Origin of the sequence: Pseudoalteromonas sp. Scap03 (genome assembly GCF_013393115.1) — a bacterium.
Classification (GTDB): Bacteria; Pseudomonadota; Gammaproteobacteria; order Enterobacterales; family Alteromonadaceae; genus Pseudoalteromonas.
The window spans coordinates 1,784,506-1,801,884 of sequence record NZ_VDEU01000001.1; the positions used below are offsets into that span (position 1 = coordinate 1,784,506).

At 40.9% G+C, this 17,379-nt stretch carries 19 protein-coding genes; 15 read left to right on the forward strand and 4 right to left on the reverse strand.

All coding sequences use genetic code 11. From position 1 onward, the window contains the following. Window positions 1-267 precede the first annotated feature (267 nt). The 4 genes from FHG08_RS08085 to flgA all read right to left on the reverse strand — a co-directional run bounded on the left by FHG08_RS08085 (window position 268) and on the right by flgA (window position 3,857). Window positions 268-1,785: a DUF3360 family protein gene (locus FHG08_RS08085; protein ID WP_008464416.1), complete on the reverse strand. Its 1,518-nt coding sequence runs from the start codon at window positions 1,783-1,785 to the stop codon at window positions 268-270. A gap of 507 nt (window positions 1,786-2,292) precedes the next feature. Continuing rightward, on the reverse strand, window positions 2,293-2,715 hold the full coding sequence (flgN, locus tag FHG08_RS08090; protein WP_178955400.1) for a flagellar export chaperone FlgN: 423 nt from the start codon (window positions 2,713-2,715) through the stop codon (window positions 2,293-2,295). Next, the gene (flgM, locus tag FHG08_RS08095) at window positions 2,712-3,002 is read right to left on the reverse strand and encodes a flagellar biosynthesis anti-sigma factor FlgM (protein ID WP_010391138.1); all 291 of its coding nucleotides are present in this window, start codon (window positions 3,000-3,002) and stop codon (window positions 2,712-2,714) included. The genes flgN and flgM overlap by 4 nt, the downstream gene beginning before the upstream one ends. 93 nt (window positions 3,003-3,095) lie before the next feature. Beyond that, entirely contained in the window at window positions 3,096-3,857 is a 762-nt protein-coding gene (gene flgA, locus FHG08_RS08100; RefSeq protein WP_178955402.1) for a flagellar basal body P-ring formation chaperone FlgA, read from the reverse strand. 59 nt (window positions 3,858-3,916) lie between these two features. On the opposite strand from flgA, the gene flgB reads away from it, so the two are divergent. The 15 genes from flgB to FHG08_RS08175 all read left to right on the forward strand — a co-directional run bounded on the left by flgB (window position 3,917) and on the right by FHG08_RS08175 (window position 17,353). Then, complete coding sequence (gene flgB / locus FHG08_RS08105; RefSeq protein WP_010391142.1) at window positions 3,917-4,336, forward strand: flagellar basal body rod protein FlgB; 420 nt, start codon at window positions 3,917-3,919, stop codon at window positions 4,334-4,336. Beyond that, window positions 4,336-4,752 (forward strand): flagellar basal body rod protein FlgC, encoded by a 417-nt coding sequence (flgC, locus tag FHG08_RS08110; protein WP_010391144.1) that lies wholly within the window; start codon window positions 4,336-4,338, stop codon window positions 4,750-4,752. Before flgB ends, flgC begins: the two co-directional genes overlap by 1 nt. A gap of 4 nt (window positions 4,753-4,756) precedes the next feature. Beyond that, window positions 4,757-5,410, forward strand: a complete 654-nt coding sequence (locus FHG08_RS08115; protein WP_178955404.1) for a flagellar hook assembly protein FlgD — start codon at window positions 4,757-4,759, stop codon at window positions 5,408-5,410. An 18-nt stretch (window positions 5,411-5,428) separates the two neighbouring features. Continuing rightward, the gene (locus FHG08_RS08120; RefSeq protein WP_178955406.1) at window positions 5,429-6,757 is read left to right on the forward strand and encodes a flagellar hook protein FlgE; all 1,329 of its coding nucleotides are present in this window, start codon (window positions 5,429-5,431) and stop codon (window positions 6,755-6,757) included. 11 nt (window positions 6,758-6,768) lie between these two features. After that, on the forward strand, window positions 6,769-7,500 hold the full coding sequence (locus FHG08_RS08125; RefSeq protein ID WP_010391152.1) for a flagellar basal body rod protein FlgF: 732 nt from the start codon (window positions 6,769-6,771) through the stop codon (window positions 7,498-7,500). A gap of 14 nt (window positions 7,501-7,514) precedes the next feature. Beyond that, window positions 7,515-8,300 carry a flagellar basal-body rod protein FlgG gene (gene flgG, locus FHG08_RS08130; RefSeq protein ID WP_010391154.1) on the forward strand — a complete coding sequence of 262 codons (786 nt, stop codon included), beginning with the start codon at window positions 7,515-7,517 and terminating at the stop codon, window positions 8,298-8,300. Window positions 8,301-8,302: 2 nt separating this feature from the next. Further along, the gene (locus FHG08_RS08135) at window positions 8,303-9,025 is read left to right on the forward strand and encodes a flagellar basal body L-ring protein FlgH (protein WP_256729652.1); all 723 of its coding nucleotides are present in this window, start codon (window positions 8,303-8,305) and stop codon (window positions 9,023-9,025) included. An 18-nt stretch (window positions 9,026-9,043) separates the two neighbouring features. Then, complete coding sequence (locus tag FHG08_RS08140) at window positions 9,044-10,153, forward strand: flagellar basal body P-ring protein FlgI (RefSeq protein ID WP_010391158.1); 1,110 nt, start codon at window positions 9,044-9,046, stop codon at window positions 10,151-10,153. A gap of 11 nt (window positions 10,154-10,164) precedes the next feature. Beyond that, entirely contained in the window at window positions 10,165-10,626 is a 462-nt protein-coding gene (locus FHG08_RS08145) for a rod-binding protein (RefSeq protein ID WP_055011657.1), read from the forward strand. 6 nt (window positions 10,627-10,632) lie between these two features. Then, a complete protein-coding gene (gene flgK, locus FHG08_RS08150) occupies window positions 10,633-11,940 on the forward strand; it encodes a flagellar hook-associated protein FlgK (RefSeq protein WP_178955410.1) in 1,308 nt (435 codons plus the stop codon). Between the two features lie 11 nt (window positions 11,941-11,951). Further along, complete coding sequence (flgL, locus tag FHG08_RS08155; protein ID WP_178955412.1) at window positions 11,952-12,848, forward strand: flagellar hook-associated protein FlgL; 897 nt, start codon at window positions 11,952-11,954, stop codon at window positions 12,846-12,848. Window positions 12,849-12,875: 27 nt separating this feature from the next. Continuing rightward, a complete protein-coding gene (locus FHG08_RS08160; protein WP_178955414.1) occupies window positions 12,876-13,901 on the forward strand; it encodes a flagellin in 1,026 nt (341 codons plus the stop codon). Window positions 13,902-14,076: 175 nt separating this feature from the next. Next, window positions 14,077-14,994 carry a flagellin gene (locus FHG08_RS08165; protein WP_178955416.1) on the forward strand — a complete coding sequence of 306 codons (918 nt, stop codon included), beginning with the start codon at window positions 14,077-14,079 and terminating at the stop codon, window positions 14,992-14,994. A 291-nt stretch (window positions 14,995-15,285) separates the two neighbouring features. Continuing rightward, window positions 15,286-16,134 (forward strand): flagellin, encoded by an 849-nt coding sequence (locus FHG08_RS08170; RefSeq protein WP_178955418.1) that lies wholly within the window; start codon window positions 15,286-15,288, stop codon window positions 16,132-16,134. 292 nt (window positions 16,135-16,426) lie between these two features. Continuing rightward, on the forward strand, window positions 16,427-17,353 hold the full coding sequence (locus FHG08_RS08175) for a flagellin (protein ID WP_178955420.1): 927 nt from the start codon (window positions 16,427-16,429) through the stop codon (window positions 17,351-17,353). The last annotated feature ends 26 nt before the right edge of the window (window positions 17,354-17,379 follow it).

Consider the following 17,379-nt stretch of genomic DNA (forward strand, 5'->3'; position numbering starts at 1 on the left):
AATGATTTTTAACGTTCACTCATAAAGGTGCAAAGCCTATACCAGAAAGTGAAATGTTAAGTTTTTAATATATATCAATTGGTTATGGTTTTTTGATGCGTAAGGTTTTTTTCTGGTGGCGAGCTTTATAAAAATTCTGCAGGGTGGCTTGTAATTATTTCAGGGACTGTCACTTCAGGGGTTATTATTGCAGGAACACTGTGCTGGTTTTTTATAAGTACAAAAAAAGCAAGCTATTAAAGCTCGCTTTGCTGTTTAATAAAGGAATTAATGTCTAAAGCTTGGCATTAGCGCAGGAATGCCTGGCAGCATACCTACCAGTGCCATTACACCGGTTAATAACACAAACATTATAAGTGGGATGACCCAGCGACTCATTCGCGATAAATCAGCACTTCTTTCTTTACAGCCAATAAGGCCCAAGTTATCAAGTAGCATAGTTAATGACCAACCAAATGCAGGGTTTACTAGGCTTGATGCAAACACCACAATGGCGGCTGATTGGGTGGTTTTACCTTCACGGGTCATTTCCATACCCGCTTCAAGTAGTGGAATGAACACCCCTACAATTAATGCAACACACAATACTGGCTGCCAAATAGCTAAGTCCATTGGATAGCCCCAAACACCCGCGATAATACAAAATAACGCAGTTAAAATTGCGCCTGCAGGAATAGGGCGTTTTGCAATAGCAGCAGGAACAATGTAAGTGCCCCAAGATGACGCAAAGTTAGCACCGCCTAAAAGCGAGCCAAAGGTTTGTCTTGTTGATGCGCTAAGCATGGTATCGTCAATATTCATTTGTACTTTTTCAGTACGCTCAGGGTAACTAATTTTTTGAAATACTTGATGGCCTAAAAAGTCAGGAGACCACATAGCAACCGCTAAAACTGCAAAAGGAAGTACAACTACAAAGCTTTCAGCTGTTGGTAAGCCAAGCATCCAGCCGGTGTTTTCGCCCCACCAGTACATAGGGTTCATGTTTGGTAAGCCCGGTGCAGTATGAAACTCAAACGGTGCACCCAATGCAAAAGCAGTAAAACCACCAATTAAACAGCTCAGTGGCACGGCTAACCAGCGTTTTTTGTAATGCTCCAATAAAGCATAAAGTAAAATTGTGGCTAAGATTACGATAAAGGCAATATGGGTCATTTGAATTTCTTCAGCCCATGCAAACAGCTTTTTAACTTGTGAAATGGTACCCACAAAGCCCAAATAAAGAAGTAGGCCACCACACACTCCTTTACTGGTGAGCTTGGCCATGAGACTGCCGCCTTTACTAAATGCTAATATCAATCCAAAGGCTCCTATGAGCAAACCAAAGGCCATAGGGTGTCCGCCTGCGGCAACCACAATAGGAATTAATGGAATGAGTGGGCCATGAGTACCCGCTAAGTTAGCGGTCGGTAAAATAAAGCCAGAAAATAGTAAAATAAATAGCGAAACAATTAAAAGTTCGTAGCGTACGTTTTCAAGTACAAAGCCATCACTTAAACCCAAAGGGCCTGCAAACGTGGCAGCAATGGCTGCTACCATTACTACTTTACCTATAGTAGCGGCCATTGCTGGAATGGTGTCTTCAAATTCAAAGCGATAATCTCTAAACGGTAAATTTGGACGCCAGCGTTTTGGCTGCATAATTTGCAGTTCGTGCTCTAGATAAGCGTCGCGGCTTTCAAACTCAGAGCTGGGTTTATGAAGATTTTCATAGCTATCGGACACGGTTTGAGTATCCGCTCCTGGTATAGCATCAGATGAATTATCATCTAGCGGCTTGGTGGTCATGACTTCTCCTGCAACTTTGTTGCTAACTCAAAATAAAAATACAGCTTTTACAAAGCAAATGAACGTTGAGTGCGCAGGGTAAAACAGCTTGCTACAGATTGTAATTAGGCAAAAGGTCGTGCATAGCCCAGTTTAACGCTTTGTAAGTGTTAACAAAAATAGCAAAGGGATGTGTTGTAACTGGCTTGTTAAATTTAAAAGATCTTTAAATTCAGTGGTTTATTGTTCTGTTTTTACAGTGTGATCTTGTCATGCAGAATAGCGAAAAGGTCATAAAATCAGCAGATTCAGCAGCAATCATTCTTTAGTCTAATAAAGGTGACGTTAGCCGCTATTTGCTTATTATAAATACAATTAGCCGCAAAGTTGCACAAAAGCTAATAATACTTAGTTTTAGCGGAATAACTATTTTTGGACTCAAGATAGGGTTTTAAAAGGTAATAATAGGAGTAAAGTAAAAACATAGCGCAAAGTGACTAAACAAGAAAATGCCTTTATGTAACGTATTTATAAAGGCATTTCTGGGTAAGCTTGTTTGTTTTCACCGCCAGTTAAACGCTGTAACAACCGACGCTGGCTTGAGAGTAATTGCCCTGAGCGTTCATTCATTATTTTGCAGGTTTTAGTTTTTAGCTCAAGCTGATGCAATAGCTTAGTAGTAAGGGTGTTTATATCAACAGGTAGAAGCGCGGTTAATTGTGCTAAACCTTCTTTGCCACCTTGTAAGCCTAAACTCACCAAAAAGCCATCGCGCTGGTTGTGCGATTCATTTAAGCTTTCTAAAAAGCCGAGCATTTTTTTATTATGTGTTTCTAGCTGCACATTACGTTGGCTTAGCAATTCGTATTGCGTTTCAAGTAATTCAATTAACGCGCCTAGCTTAGTAATGTCTTGTTGCAGACTTACAATATACTCTTTTACAGTTTTCATTTTTTATGAAGTTCAACCATAGCGTTAACGGTTTCATCAATATTAATTTTAAATTCACCACTGGCAATTGCCGCTTTCATCATGGCTACTTTATCCATATCAACGTCTGGCTTTGCAGCTAAATCTTGAAATGTTGAGTCTATTGATTTACTTAATGCACTCACTGAGTTTGCTTGCTCTTGTTTAGTCGCTACAGGTTGTTGTTCTGGTTTTGCATCCAGTGAAGAACGCTGGTTTGTTTTTTGGCTTTGATCAACCGCAGTGGTTGTTATTGCACTTATATTCATTGTTTATTACCTAATTCGTTTATCGAATTTATATTGCTTAGTTTATATCAGCGACCAAGTACAAGCATTACTTAACTTTTATTTCGACATTTTTTAAAATGTCGCCTCTGCCACGCCTTGCGCAATTACTCTACCTTGAACTACTTTTTTTGATGATAAATTTTTTACATTAATAACCTCACCAAGCTGGCCATCTTCAAGAGCAATGGCTTTAACATTGGCTGAGAAAGTTGCGGTATTTATTTGCAGTGAAATATGCTCATTTTTATTGATTAAATACTGCTTTTCTAGGTATCGGGTGGAGATCACCGTGCCTTTATCAATCTCGCGTTTAACGGTAAGTCCAACTAGCTGGTCAATACCGGTTTCGCCTTGGTGGCGGTGCTTACCTAAATCCACGCTTTTATATTCTAAGTCTTGCTTATTAAGCACTTTACCTCGGTTTAAAGTGTGCTTGGCAGCTACTAGGTTTATCCACACACTTACTTTGGCACTGGCTCTAAAACGCCAAGCAGGCGATGGGCAAGATACAGAAATACTCACCCTGCCTGCAGGTGGCGTGTGATTTTGTGAGCGAGTGATTTGCAATTCATCACAGCTTAAATTTTCGCTGCCTTTAGGAATAAATAATTCTATATCTTGTCGCTGACTTTGCGAATTAACTGAGCGCAAATAGCTCTTAATTTCACTGTGCAAAAACTGCCGAATTTCTTTATCAAAATTAATGGGGATGGCCATAGCATGAGCTGGCAGAAGTCCAATAGTTAAAAGTAAGCGGAAAAACCAACGCTTCCCTTGGGGAAGTTTAGCTTCCGTGTGCTGGGCTGTTTTTTGCTCTTTTTTTATGTAAGTCATTGAAAAAGTATACTTTTAAAAGTTGGCATAAAGGTTGTTATACACAAGGTAGAAAGTGTATGCGAAGCGCGAAAGCATACAAGAAACAAAAATTAGAGGCAACAATGGAACTATTTGATAAAGCGTTAGGTGTTCACCCTTTTTCAATGAAATTAAGGTTAGACAGAGCAGAAGTCATTGCCAGTAACTTGGCTAATGTTGACACGCCTGGGTTTAAATCTCGAGATGTAGATTACCGTCAAATTATGCAAAGTGTCTCATCCAGTTTTTCGCAAAACAGAGATGTTGATTTTGCTGGTGTACAAACGGATGAACTTAAATATCGCGTTCCTTATCAACCATCAAGTGATGGCAACACTGTTGAGTTAAATATTGAGCAAGCAAAATTTGCCAGCAACAGTATGGATTTTCAAACCAGTTTGACCTTTTTAAATATGAAAATAAATGGCTTACATAAAGTTATTTCAGGGAAATCATAATGTCTTTTAATTCAATTTATGACGCTAGCGGCAGCGCCATGCGCGCTCAAGTTATTCGCCTCGACACCATTGCATCTAACCTAGCCAATGCCGATACCGCAGCCGGTTCAGAAGCCGACGCTTACAAGGCACTTAAACCAGTATTTTCTGCTTTGTACAAACAAACACAAGACAGCCAATCAATTTCAGCCTCGGTTGATGTATTAGGGATCACTGAGTCAAACCGTGCGGTAGAGCAGCGCTACGAGCCAAATAACCCAATTGCTAACAACGATGGTTATGTATTTTACTCCAACGTAAATGCACTTGAAGAAATGGCAGATATGATGTCTGCAAGTCGCAGCTACCAAACATCTGTTGAAGTTATGGGGCGTGTAAATAGCATGCAGCAAAGTATTCTTAAGTTAGGACAATAATATTATGCAAGTTAATTCAGCCGTTCCAAGCGCAGCCGACGGGGCAAAAAACACCACGAATATTGCCGGTAATAGTTCAGCAGATGAAATGTCGACCATGTTTTTAGAGTTACTTGTTGCGCAAATTAGTAATCAAAATCCATTACAACCTATGGACGGCACTCAATATGTGAGCCAGCTTGCGGAGTTTTCTAATGTTGAGTCGTTACAAAGCATTCGCCAAAACACCGCCGATGGTTTGGATTATGTGAGCAGCTTAGCGGTGCTTGAAGCCACTAATATGGTTGGCCAAACGGTTGATGTACAAGCAAGCAGTATTGCCCTTGAACAAGATGGCAGTGTCTCTGGCATGGTTAATTTAGGGGAAGCCGCAGACTCTGTCACTGTGCAACTTTATAACCAAGAAGGTGAGCTAGTTGAAGAAAAACAACTGCCTTATTCTGGAGTCGGTTCGCTGCGTTTTGAATTTGAAAACCAAGAAGCCGGTGCGTATGCAGTGAGAGCGTATGCCACTACAGCAGAGGTACCAAAGCAGCTTGATACTTGGCTAAGCGGTGAGGTTGAGCGTGTTTCTGTAGGTAAATCGTTAGAAGATATTTTATTACAAGTCGATGGTTTGGGTAATTTTGGTATCACTGAAATTAATCAAGTGGCATAAATAAGAGGAATAAATAATATGTCTATGTTCAATATAGGATTAAGTGGTCTTAAAAGTACCCAAACAGGATTAGAAGTAACCAGTAATAATATTGCTAACTCGGGTACTGCTGGTTATAAAAATAACACCGCAGAATTTGCCGCAGTGTATAACGGCAGTCAACGCGGCGGCGTTAAAGTTGCCAATGTTAAAGAAGATTTTGTCACCGGTGGTGAAATTGTGCGCACCGGTAATGCGCTGGATATTGCTATTGATGGCCAAGGTTTTTTTGCCATATCAGAAAACGGCCGAACAGCTTACACCCAAGCAGGCCAGTTTCAGTTAGATAACGACTTAAATATTGTTAATGCCAACGGCGGCAAACTGCAAGGTTTTGGCGTGTCTCAGGTTGATGGTGGTGATCCGACAATTGTACCAGGTGTATTAACCGATTTAAAAATTGAAGCCTCAAACATAGAAGCACAAGCCAGTACCAATATTAACTTTAACGGTAACTTAAGTTCTTCTAGCGACGTGATTGCTTATCCAACAGCTCCTGCGGTATTTGATCCTAAAGATGGTAGTCAATATAACTTTTCTCAATCTACCGAAGTATTCGACTCCTTAGGTAACAGCCATGTAATGACCCAGTATTTTAACCATACGGGTAGCAACGAATGGCAAGCGATGTTTTTCTTAGATGGTAAACCCCTTACTCAAGCTCAGCTTTCAGCGCTTGGTTCGACGACAGGTACTCAAGCTATTGATGATGGTGCGAGTGGTTCAATTAACGCCGGTACCATTACACTTAACTTTGATACCGATGGCCAAATGGTGCCGTTTTCAGGCGACTTAACGTCGGTTGATTTAGAGGTGCCTATTACTTCAACGCCAGGTAATGCAGAAATAACCAGTGGCGCAGCAGCATTAAATATCGCGCTTAAATTCGATGGTACAACGCAGTTTGGTTCAAGTTTCAGTGTTAACGAAAACGATGCCAACGGCTATACCTCAGGGGCGTTTTCTGGTGTAAAAGTTGAAGACGACGGCCGTGTATTTGCAACATTTACTAACGGTGAATCTAAATTACAAGGTCAGGTTGTACTTGCCTCGTTTGCGAATGTTGATGGTTTAGAGCAAGGCAGTAATACCGTGTGGTATCAAACTGAAGAGTCAGGCTCTGCACTTTATGGCGAGCCAGAAAGTGGCTCACTGGGTAAATTACTGTCGGGTTCATTTATGGGCTCAAATGTTGATATTAGTGAACAGCTGGTTGGCTTAATGTCATTTCAACAAAATTACCAAGCCAATGCTAAAACCATCAGCAGTGCTGATGAAATGATGCAAATTTTATTTAGTAACACCTAAGGAAGCTGAGCGTGGAAAAGTTAATTTATACCGCCGTTTCGGGTGCTGAACTTAATAATACCGCCTTACGCGTTGCTGCAAATAACTTAGCAAATGTTAGCACCGTAGGCTTTAAGGCCGACTTAGAGCAAGCGCAATCTATGATGGTACAAGGCGAGGGCTTTCGTACTCGTTACCACGCGCAACTAACACCAGTAACTACTGACTTATCGTCAGGGCCAATCATGGATACTGGCCGTAATCTTGATTTAGCACTGAGCAATGGCGGTTATCTAGAGGTGATGGATGACAATGGCGAACCGGCTTATACCCGTGCGGGTAATTTAGTGGTTGATGCCGACGGCTTTATTACTGTTAATGGCCGACGTGTGCAAGGTGACGGTGGCGATATTCAACTTCCTGAGTTTGGTGATATTGAAATTGGCTCAAACGGCATGATCAACCTCACCCCCATTGGCGGCGGTGTAATTGCAGAAGATGCGCAAATTAAATTAGCCAGTACCGATGCAAACTTAATTAAAGGTGCTGATGGCTTACTCAGAGCTAACGATTTACAGCCGCTTGAAGCCGACGAAACAATTACAGTAAGAACCGGTGCTTTAGAAGGTTCTAATGTGAATGCCGTGGCTGAAATGATCAAAACCATGAATATTAGCCGCCAATTTGAGATGAATGTAAAAATGATGAAGTCTGCTGACGAATTAGCGACCAGCGGTAATAAACTCATCAGCGGACGTGGATAAACAGGAAGCCAAACATGAATTCAGCATTATGGGTGAGTAAAACCGGTCTTGCAGCGCAAGATTTAAGAATGACAACAATATCTAATAACCTAGCGAACGTAAGCACTGCCGGTTTTAAAAAGGACAGAGCGGTATTTGAAGATTTATTTTACCAAGTACAAAAACAGCCTGGCGCGCAGGTAGATGAGCTTAATCAGCTGCCATCTGGGATTCAGGTCGGAACCGGTGTTCGTATTAACGGTACGCAAAAGCAATTTACCGAAGGTAGCTTTGAAACAACCAGCAATCAATTAGATGTAGCCATTGCTGGGCAAGGTTTCTTTCAAATTGAAAGTCCTGATGGCGAGTTATTGTTTACTCGTAACGGCCAGTTTCAGCTTAACTCTGAGTCATTACTGGTAAACAGCAACGGCTTACCTTTGGCGCAAAATATTGCGCTACCAGAGGGCACCACTAAAGTGAGTATTGGCACCGACGGCACCGTTACTGCGGTAGTAGGTAAGGATGCGCAAGCGGTTGAGTTAGGTCAAATGTTAACGGTTAACTTTGCAAATCCTGCAGGCCTACAAAGCTTAGGTGGCAATTTGTACCGCGAAACAGCAGCATCCGGTGAACCTGTTGAGGGGATCCCCGGTGAAGATGCTTTTGGTGGCTTGCAACAATTTACTATTGAAGGCTCAAACGTGAGCGTTGTTGATGAAATGGTCAGCATGATTGCCGTACAGCGCGCTTACGAGATGAACGCTAAAGTGGTCTCTGCAGCAGATGAAATGCTGCGCTTTATAAATCAAAACGTATGATTATGATGAATAAGTTAACATTATTTTTGCTGCTTTTGGGTGTTGCTGGCTGTAGCAATACCCCGTCAAAAACCCAAATGGTGGAATGCGAAGTGGTGTATGGGGAAGTTAAATGTCCGCAAAACACCACTCAAAAATCAGTTCAAGACTATGAAATAAGCCAAGATGCCTATGCACAGGGTTTGAATCAGCAAGATGGGAGCTTATTTCAAGATAACTATATGTTTTCTTTGTATGCAGATAAACGTGCTTACCGAGTTGGCGATATTTTAACTGTGGTGCTTAACGAGCGCACGCAATCAAGTAAAAGTGCCGATTCGAGTTTAGATAAAAGCACCGACTTTGATGTTGCTGTGCCAGTTGCTGGTGCACTCAATGTAGCTGATTTTAATTTGGGTATAGGCTCGAGTGCCAAGTTTGACGGTGAAAGCAGCGCCAGCCAACAAAACTTCCTGAGTGGCGCTATTACCGTGCGGGTGAATCATGTTTTATCTAATGGGTCGCTGGTTATTAAAGGGCGTAAGCAAATTAAACTTAACCAAGGCGATGAATACATTGAAATTGAAGGGCTAGTTCGCCCTGGCGATATTGATGTAAGTAACCGTGTTTCGTCGCTTCGTATTGCTGAAGCGCAAATAAGCTATACCGGCAAAGGCACATTGGCTGATGCGAATCGTCCAGGTTGGTTTACCACTTTATTTACCCGATTCTTAAACCCGTTCTAAGGGATTACTGAGGTTTTAATGAAATATTTACTATTAATGCTAGTGTGCTTTTTTAGCCTATTAGCGCCTGCAACTGTGACCGCCAAAGCACGTCCATTATTAGATATTGTTGATGTGCTAGGCGTGCGAGAAAACCAACTCGTGGGTTACGGTTTAGTAGTGGGCTTGCCGGGGTCTGGTGATAAAGCCCAAGTAAAATTTGCCGGCCAATCGCTAAGTAATATGCTAAAGCAATTTGGTGTCTCTGTAGATGAAGAGCGATTACCAAAATCAAAAAATATAGCGGCTGTTGCTGTCCATGCTACGTTGCCGCCTATGGGAAGCCCAGGCCAAGCGATTGATGTAACTGTGAACTCATTGGGTGATGCAAAAAGCTTACATGGTGGCAGCTTAATGTTGACCCCGTTAAAAGGGGTTGATGGCAAAGTGTATGCGCTAGCACAAGGTAATTTAGTGGTGGGCGGCATTAATGCTAGCGGTAAAAGTGGCTCCTCGGTGACTGTTAATGTGCCTACTTCAGGGCTTATTCCTAATGGTGCAATTATTGAGCGCAGTGTTATGGCTATGTATGAAAGTCAAAGCGATGTAATTCTTAATTTAAAAGATCCAAATTATCAAACTGCCCGCAATGTTGTACGTGCTATCAATAAAGTATTTGGGCCTGATGTAGCTACTGCTGAAAACTGGGCGCGCTTAGTGGTTAGTGCGCCAAGCGATGCCAATAGTCGCAACACGTTTATGTCGATGCTACAAGATATTACTGTAGAGCAAGGTTCTGAGCGCCCAAAAATTGTATTTAATAGCCGCACAGGTACTGTCGTAATGAACAATACAGTGCGAGTTAATCAGGCTGCGGTTAACCATGGCAATTTAACCATTACCATAAGTGAACAAGAGCAAGTGTCGCAACCAGGGCCGTTTTCAAATGGCCAAACTACGACCACGCAATCAAGTGATATCACGGTAGATCAACAACAAAAAAATATGCTGTTGTGGCCTGAAGGCACCTCATTAGATGAAATTGTAAAAGCGGTAAATGCACTTGGCGCAACGCCAGCCGAGCTTATGTCGATATTAATTGCACTTGATAATGCTGGGGCTCTAGAAGCCGAGCTATTAGTTATTTAAAGGAAATAGCCATGAAAATAGAGTCATCAACCCAATTATCTCAGTCATTAGCGATAGACCCCACTCATCTAGAAAATATTACCGGCAACAGTGAAGCTGGCGTTAAACAGGCAGCAGAGCAGTTTGAAGCCATTTTTTTACAGCTGGTATTAAAAAGTATGGATAGCACCACCAAAACTATGGCCGGTGACAATGGTTTTTTTAATAGTAACGAGCAAGCGCAATTTAGAGATATGCATAATGCTCAAACCGCGCAGCATTTAGCGTCAACTCATCAACTGGGTCTAGCCGAAGCGATTGTTAAGCAGTTTGATGAGAAAATTGCCCCCATAGAAAATACATTTAAGAATAGCCAAAGCTTGGTCGCTAATGATCAACATAAAGGTGCTGAAAGCGTTGAGCCAACCCAAAGCTATGATATTTATGCGGGGTCGGCATTTGTTCAGCCATTGAATGCTAATACGATTAGGTAGTTAATTATGTCTATGTTAAATAACGCGTTAAGCGGTCTCAATGCGGCTAATATTGCGCTGACTGTGTCAGGGCAAAATGTGGCGAATGCAGCCGTTGAAGGTTACTCGCGTCAGCAAGCTCAATTTAAAACCTCTAATGTATATTTAGGTGGGGTTGAGGTGGCATCGGTTGATCGGGTTGTTGACGCCTTTTTAAATGACGATATTTGGCGTACTAATTCCGATACCAATTTTTATGAAAACAAACAGTCATACCTAGGCTTTATTGAGCAAATAATTGGTACCGACTCGTTAAACTTAAATAACTCCCTTGCAAGCCTTACCAATGCATTAAATGCAGCGACGACCAAGCCAGACTCACAGGCTTTTAGACAGCAGTTTTTGTCCTCAGTTGAAGGGCTTATGCAAGATTTTGCGCAGATTAATGGCGCACTGGCTGGCCAAGAAACTAAACTCAATGCGCAAATGAGCAATGTGGCACTAAGTGTGTCATCGATTACGAAACAGATAGCCGAAATCAACAGCAGTATTGGGGTAGCAACAGCGAATAATCAATCAACCGCAGAGCAAAAAGACAATCGCGAGCGCTTAGTAAACCAGTTATCAGGGCATATTGGTGTATCTATTGTTGAACGAAATAATGGCTTTATTGATATTAGTACCTCAAGTGGTGCCCCGTTAGTAGTAGGCAGTAAAGCTGCATCAATCTCGGTCAGTGGTACAACAGTCACCAGTGAATTTATTGGCCAGAAATTTACTCTTGATAAAAATGTTGGTGGCCAATTTGGTGGCTTAATAAGCGTTGATAATGATGTAATAAAACCAACTCTTGCAACCTTAAACAGCTTAGTTTCCGACCTTGCTGATGATATGAATGGTGCATTACAAAGCGGTTTTGATTTAAATAACGACCCTGGTGAAGCATTGTTTACTTACAACCCATTAAACCCATTAGGGACGATCGAGATAAACCCTGTTATCACTTCCGATAAGCTTGGTTTTAAAGACAGTAGTACTTCCGGGCCTGGTGATAATTCAAACATTGCTAATATCGTTACCTCAATGGCAGGAAAAGGCGATAAATTTACGTTATTAGTGGGTGAACTGGCAATTACTAGTAAGCAAAATTTAAGTAGTATCTCTACCGCTACGAGTTTAAGTGAAAATGCCATCGCAGCGCGTGATAGCTTTAGTGGTGTAAACCTTGATGAAGAGGCGGCAAGCTTAATGCATTTTCAGCAAATGTATAGTGCCAATGCCAAAGTGATCAGCACTGCCGATCAAATGTTTAAATCTTTACTGCAAATGTTTTAAGGGGCAATGTTATGCGAGTAAGTAGTCATCAGCTTCATTTAAATTCAATAAAAAACATCCAAATTAATACTGAAAATTTTAACGAAAAGTCGACTCAATTAGCAACCAATAAGCGTATTCTTAAGCCGTCTGATGATCCACTTGGCACTGTGATGATTATGAATTTAGGTTCAGAAATTAAATCGCTAGAGCAATACAAAACCAATATGGACGCAGTTAACTTTTCACTGGGTCAACAAGAAGTACAATTGACTGGTATTGTTAACCAAATATATTCCTTACAGAGTTTACTTACTACCGCAGCTGATGATTCGATGGGTGAGGCAGAAATTAAAGCGCTTGGTCAAGAAATGAGAGTGGCTTTTCCTGCGATTGTTGATTTACTTAATGCAACAGATAGCGACGGAAAGTATTACTTTTCGGGCAGCAAAACGGATGAACAACCATTTCAAATCGATGCCACGGGTAATTACGTTTATACCGGTGACGATATTGTCAGAGAAGTTGCTGTATCTGATGACTCAAGTGTAAAAAATAATATTGTGGGTGATGATTTAGACCCAGGTGCCGGCTTTTTAAATGCCATGCAAGACTATCTTGTTGATGTAAATAATCCACCGGCAGGTGGCGTTGGCAATCAATCACGGGTGATGATAGATAAATTAGCAGACTTTCTAGGTACTATTAGTAGCCAAGTGACTACAATTGGTTCTACTATGGCGTCGCTTGATTCTATTACTACCAGTAATCAAGATATCACTACGTTTACGGTGAATTTACAGGATGATTTAAGTGCTGTAGATTACCCTGAAGCGTTTATCTCGATGAAAGAGTCAATGGCGGCGTATGAGTCATCGATGCAGGTTTACTCAACAGTAAGCAAACTTTCATTGTTTTCATACATTTAAAAATTATAATATTTTCAGGAACTAACTATGCTGGTTAAAAGTAGCGAAAAGGCACAAGCAATTGACTTGGTTAATACCAATAAATCGGATGCACTCGTTACATCAACAAAAGATTCTGCTAACAATTTGTGGAAAAACAAAATTGTTGCCAGAGAGGAGCAAGTTAAAGTACTGACTGATTGGGCACAGCGTGGGGCGCTTAGTCAAGCCTTGGCTAGAGCCGAGCAAAGTGAAAGCACAATACGAAATTTGTATATGGGACTTGAAAAGTTAGCACAACAATTAAACACTCAGGCAGCTAACTCTCAGCCACAACCTATGCAACAACAAAAGATTAAAGTTCAAATAGCGTCATTACAAAATGTCGCAAGTAAAAAAGGCTCAGGGCTTGATTCTCAACTAAAAATAACCGACCCAAATCGTGCTATTAGCAAACAGCTTAATGCCAATATAGACCTGCTTAGCGCGCGTCCACATGAAGAAAGTATCCAGTTAGTAATGGGGCGTTCGGGTAAATCATTAAGTTTAAAACTACCTGCCTATCAAGACGAAAAAACCAATTTAACTGCTATTCAAAATGCGTTTGCACCACATCATATAAACGTTGAGCTCAACCGTGAAAACCGCCTGCTTTTTAGTGCGCAAAAAGATAATGCGGCTCCACTTTTAGAACCTTGGGTAATGAGTGGTCAAGGTGTACGTGTTGCGGCGGGTAACCCGATTTCGTTGCAGCTTAATGATTTAGATAATCCACTAAATGAACTTGCTAAAGTAGCAGACAAAAATGCCAGTATTGCACAGCACCGCGAACAAATTCAAAGTGCACAGCGCCATTTAAAGGCCAACTTAATAAAAATTCAGGCACAAAAGCAACAGTTGCAAAGCCAGCTAGATCAACTCGATGCTGCTCGTACCTTAGCCAATACAGATGAATTGCTTGCTGTAAGTTTAGGGGTTAAACAGCACATGCAAAGCCCAGGGGTAAATAGTGTGGCTGCAATTATGTCACAAGCAAACATAACTCGTAACATGGTGCAATACTCACTAAATTAACGGTCAGTTAATTTAAATTTAATGTCATCTTTTTCATTATCGCCTGTAATTTAAGGGCTAACTTTAATAATTAGAAAAATGTTTATCTTTTCTCATAATTGGTCGCTCTTAGTTATTAGAAAGTGATTTAGCTCCACTAATTACTTTAACTACAACTTCAAAGAGGAAACTAAACATGGCTCTATCAATTCAATCGAATATGGCTTCAATGTCAATTCAAAACCAGCTTGGTCGCAGCAACAACGATTTATCAACAGCGCTTGAGCGTTTAGGTTCTGGTTTTAAAATTAACTCTGCAAAAGATGACGCAGCGGGTCTGCAAATCGCATCACGCTTAAACGCACAAGTACGCGGCCAAGAAGCAGCACTTTATAATTCAAACAATGCCATGTCGATGATGCAAACAGCGGAAGGCGCGTTTGATGAAATGACTAATATTGCTTACCGCATGAAAGAGCTAGCAACACAGGCTGCCAATGGTACAAATGGTGATGATGAATATACAGCGATAAGTTCTGAGTATGTTGCTTTGACTGCTGAATTAAATAGTATTATGGATAATACGTCATTTGGTGGAACAGCATTATTTAATGCAGACGCAGCATTGGCAGCAGATAAAGGTAAATTTGCTACAGCAGTTACGTTTCAAGTAGGTTCAAGTACAGCAGAAACATTGTCAGTTGATATCGGTGCTACTTTGTATGTTGATGGTACGGCTACAGATAAATCAGTTCAAGGAACTATTAATCAGTTGGGGGCTAGGGCCTCAACAGGAGCTACGCCATCAGGTAATGGTCGTATTGATAACCAAGCAGATGCAAAGGCTCAGCTTGATTTTGTTGATACGTTAGTTGATTCAATTGGCACGGCCCGCTCAGCCCTAGGTGCATCAATGAATCGTCTTGATCATACCATGAATAACGTAACGAACATGAAAGAAAATACTCAAGCGGCAGCGTCTACACTGATGGATGCTGATTTTGCTGCTGAAACATCTAATATGACTAAGCAACAGTTGCTTATGAACTCAGGTATTTCTGTACTTAGTACTGCTAACAGCACAACACAAATGATTGGTTCACTTCTTCGTTAATAGCTTAACGATAGGTTACATAAACCGAGTAATCGATTAAAAAATACCAAAACAGCTGCATCTTTGATGCGGCTGTTTTTGTTTAGATAGAGCTCGGATAAAAATAAAAAAGGTTACTCAGCCTTTTTTAAAGCTGCATCTAGTTTGGTAGCTATGTAATTATTTCGGCTGTATTAATAAATAAAATCAAAATAAAGTTTAGTTTTTTCTTAATGTGGTCGCTCTTAATGATTAGTCACTTCTATTTATACTTTGTGTGTAAATAGGTTTAAAACATAAAGGAAATTAAGCATGGCTTTATCAATTCAATCAAATATGGCTTCAATGTCAATTCAAAACCAGCTTGGTCGTAGCAACAACGATTTATCAACAGCGCTTGAGCGTTTAGGGTCTGGTTTTAAAATTAACTCTGCAAAAGATGACGCAGCGGGTCTACAAATCGCATCACGCTTAAACGCACAAGTACGCGGCCAAGAAGCAGCGCTTTATAATTCAAATAATGCAATGTCTATGCTGCAAACAGCGGAAGGTGCGTTTGATGAAATGACTAACATTGCTTACCGCATGAAAGAGTTAGCGACCCAAGGTGCCAATGGTACAAATGGTGCGGATGAGTACACAGCAATGAAGTCTGAGTTTGTTGCTTTAGAAGCTGAGCTTAAAAGTATTATGGACAACACTAGCTTTGGTGGTACTAAATTACTAGATGCTACTGCAGGTAAATTTGATGTTGGCGCTGTATCGTTCCAAGTAGGTTCATCAACAGCTGAAACACTTTCAGTTGATGTTAGTACAGCAGTACAGGATATTAACACAAGTGTTGCTACTGCAGGCACCATCGGTGACCTAGATGATGCGACGAATTCATCAGCAGCAATTACTGGTATTGATACTTTTATTAAAAATATTGGTACTGCGCGCTCAGCACTAGGTGCATCAATGAACCGCCTTGAACATACTATGAACAACGTAACCAACATGAAAGAAAACACCCAAGCAGCGGCTTCTACACTGATGGATGCTGATTTTGCTGCTGAAACATCTAATATGACTAAGCAACAGTTGCTTATGAACTCAGGTATTTCTGTACTTAGTACTGCTAACAGCACAACACAAATGATTGGTTCACTTCTTCGTTAATAGCTTAACGATAGGTTACATAAACCGAGTAATCGATTAAAAAATACCAAAACAGCTGCATCTTTGATGCGGCTGTTTTTGTTTAGATAGAGCTCGGATAAAAATAAAAAAGGTTACTCAGCCTTTTTTTAAAGCTGCATCTAGTTTGGTAGCTATGTAATTATTTCGGCTGTATTAATAAATAAAATCAAAATAAAGTTTAGTTTTTTTTAGGCATGGTCGCTCTTAATGATTAGTCACTTCTATTTATACTTTGTGTGTAAATAGGTTTAAAACATAAAGGAAATTAAGCATGGCTTTATCAATTCAATCAAATATGGCTTCAATGTCAATTCAAAACCAGCTTGGTCGTAGCAACAACGATTTATCAACAGCGCTTGAGCGTTTAGGGTCTGGTTTTAAAATTAACTCTGCAAAAGATGACGCAGCGGGTCTGCAAATCGCATCACGCTTAAACGCACAAGTACGTGGCCAAGAAGCAGCGCTTTATAACTCAAATAATGCAATGTCGATGATGCAAACAGCGGAAGGCGCGTTTGATGAAATGACTAACATTGCCTACCGCATGAAAGAGCTAGCAACACAAGCTGCCAATGGTACAAATGGTGCGGATGAATTTACAGCTATGAATTCGGAATATGTAGCACTAGGTGATGAGCTTGCGAGTATTATGCAAAACACCAGCTTTGGTGGGACTGCTTTATTCGCAATCGCTGCTACTGCAAATGATGGTACAGCAGCCGATAAACGTGTTACCGCAGAGGTTATTGCCGCTGATACAGGGAAATTTGAAGCCGCAGCAGGCGTAACTTTTCAAGTGGGCTCGTCAACTGCTGAAACGTTAAGTGTCGGTATTGCAACAGAAATTGCAAGTTTGCATGCATCTGTTGGTACTGCTGCTGCAGATCAGACGGCTCTAGGTGTACTTGATACTCAGGCAAATGCCCTGTTAGCTATGGCTGAAGTGGATACACTTGTTGAAAATATCGGCACAGCACGTTCAGCACTAGGTGCGTCAATGAATCGTCTTGACCATACTATGAATAACGTAACCAACATGAAAGAAAATACTCAAGCGGCAGCGTCTACACTGATGGATGCTGATTTTGCGGCAGAAACGTCTAACATGACTAAGCAACAGTTACTTATGAACTCAGGTATTTCCGTATTGAGTACTGCTAACAGTACAACACAAATGATTGGTTCACTACTTCGTTAATAGTGATAGATCAATTAAGTATGCAT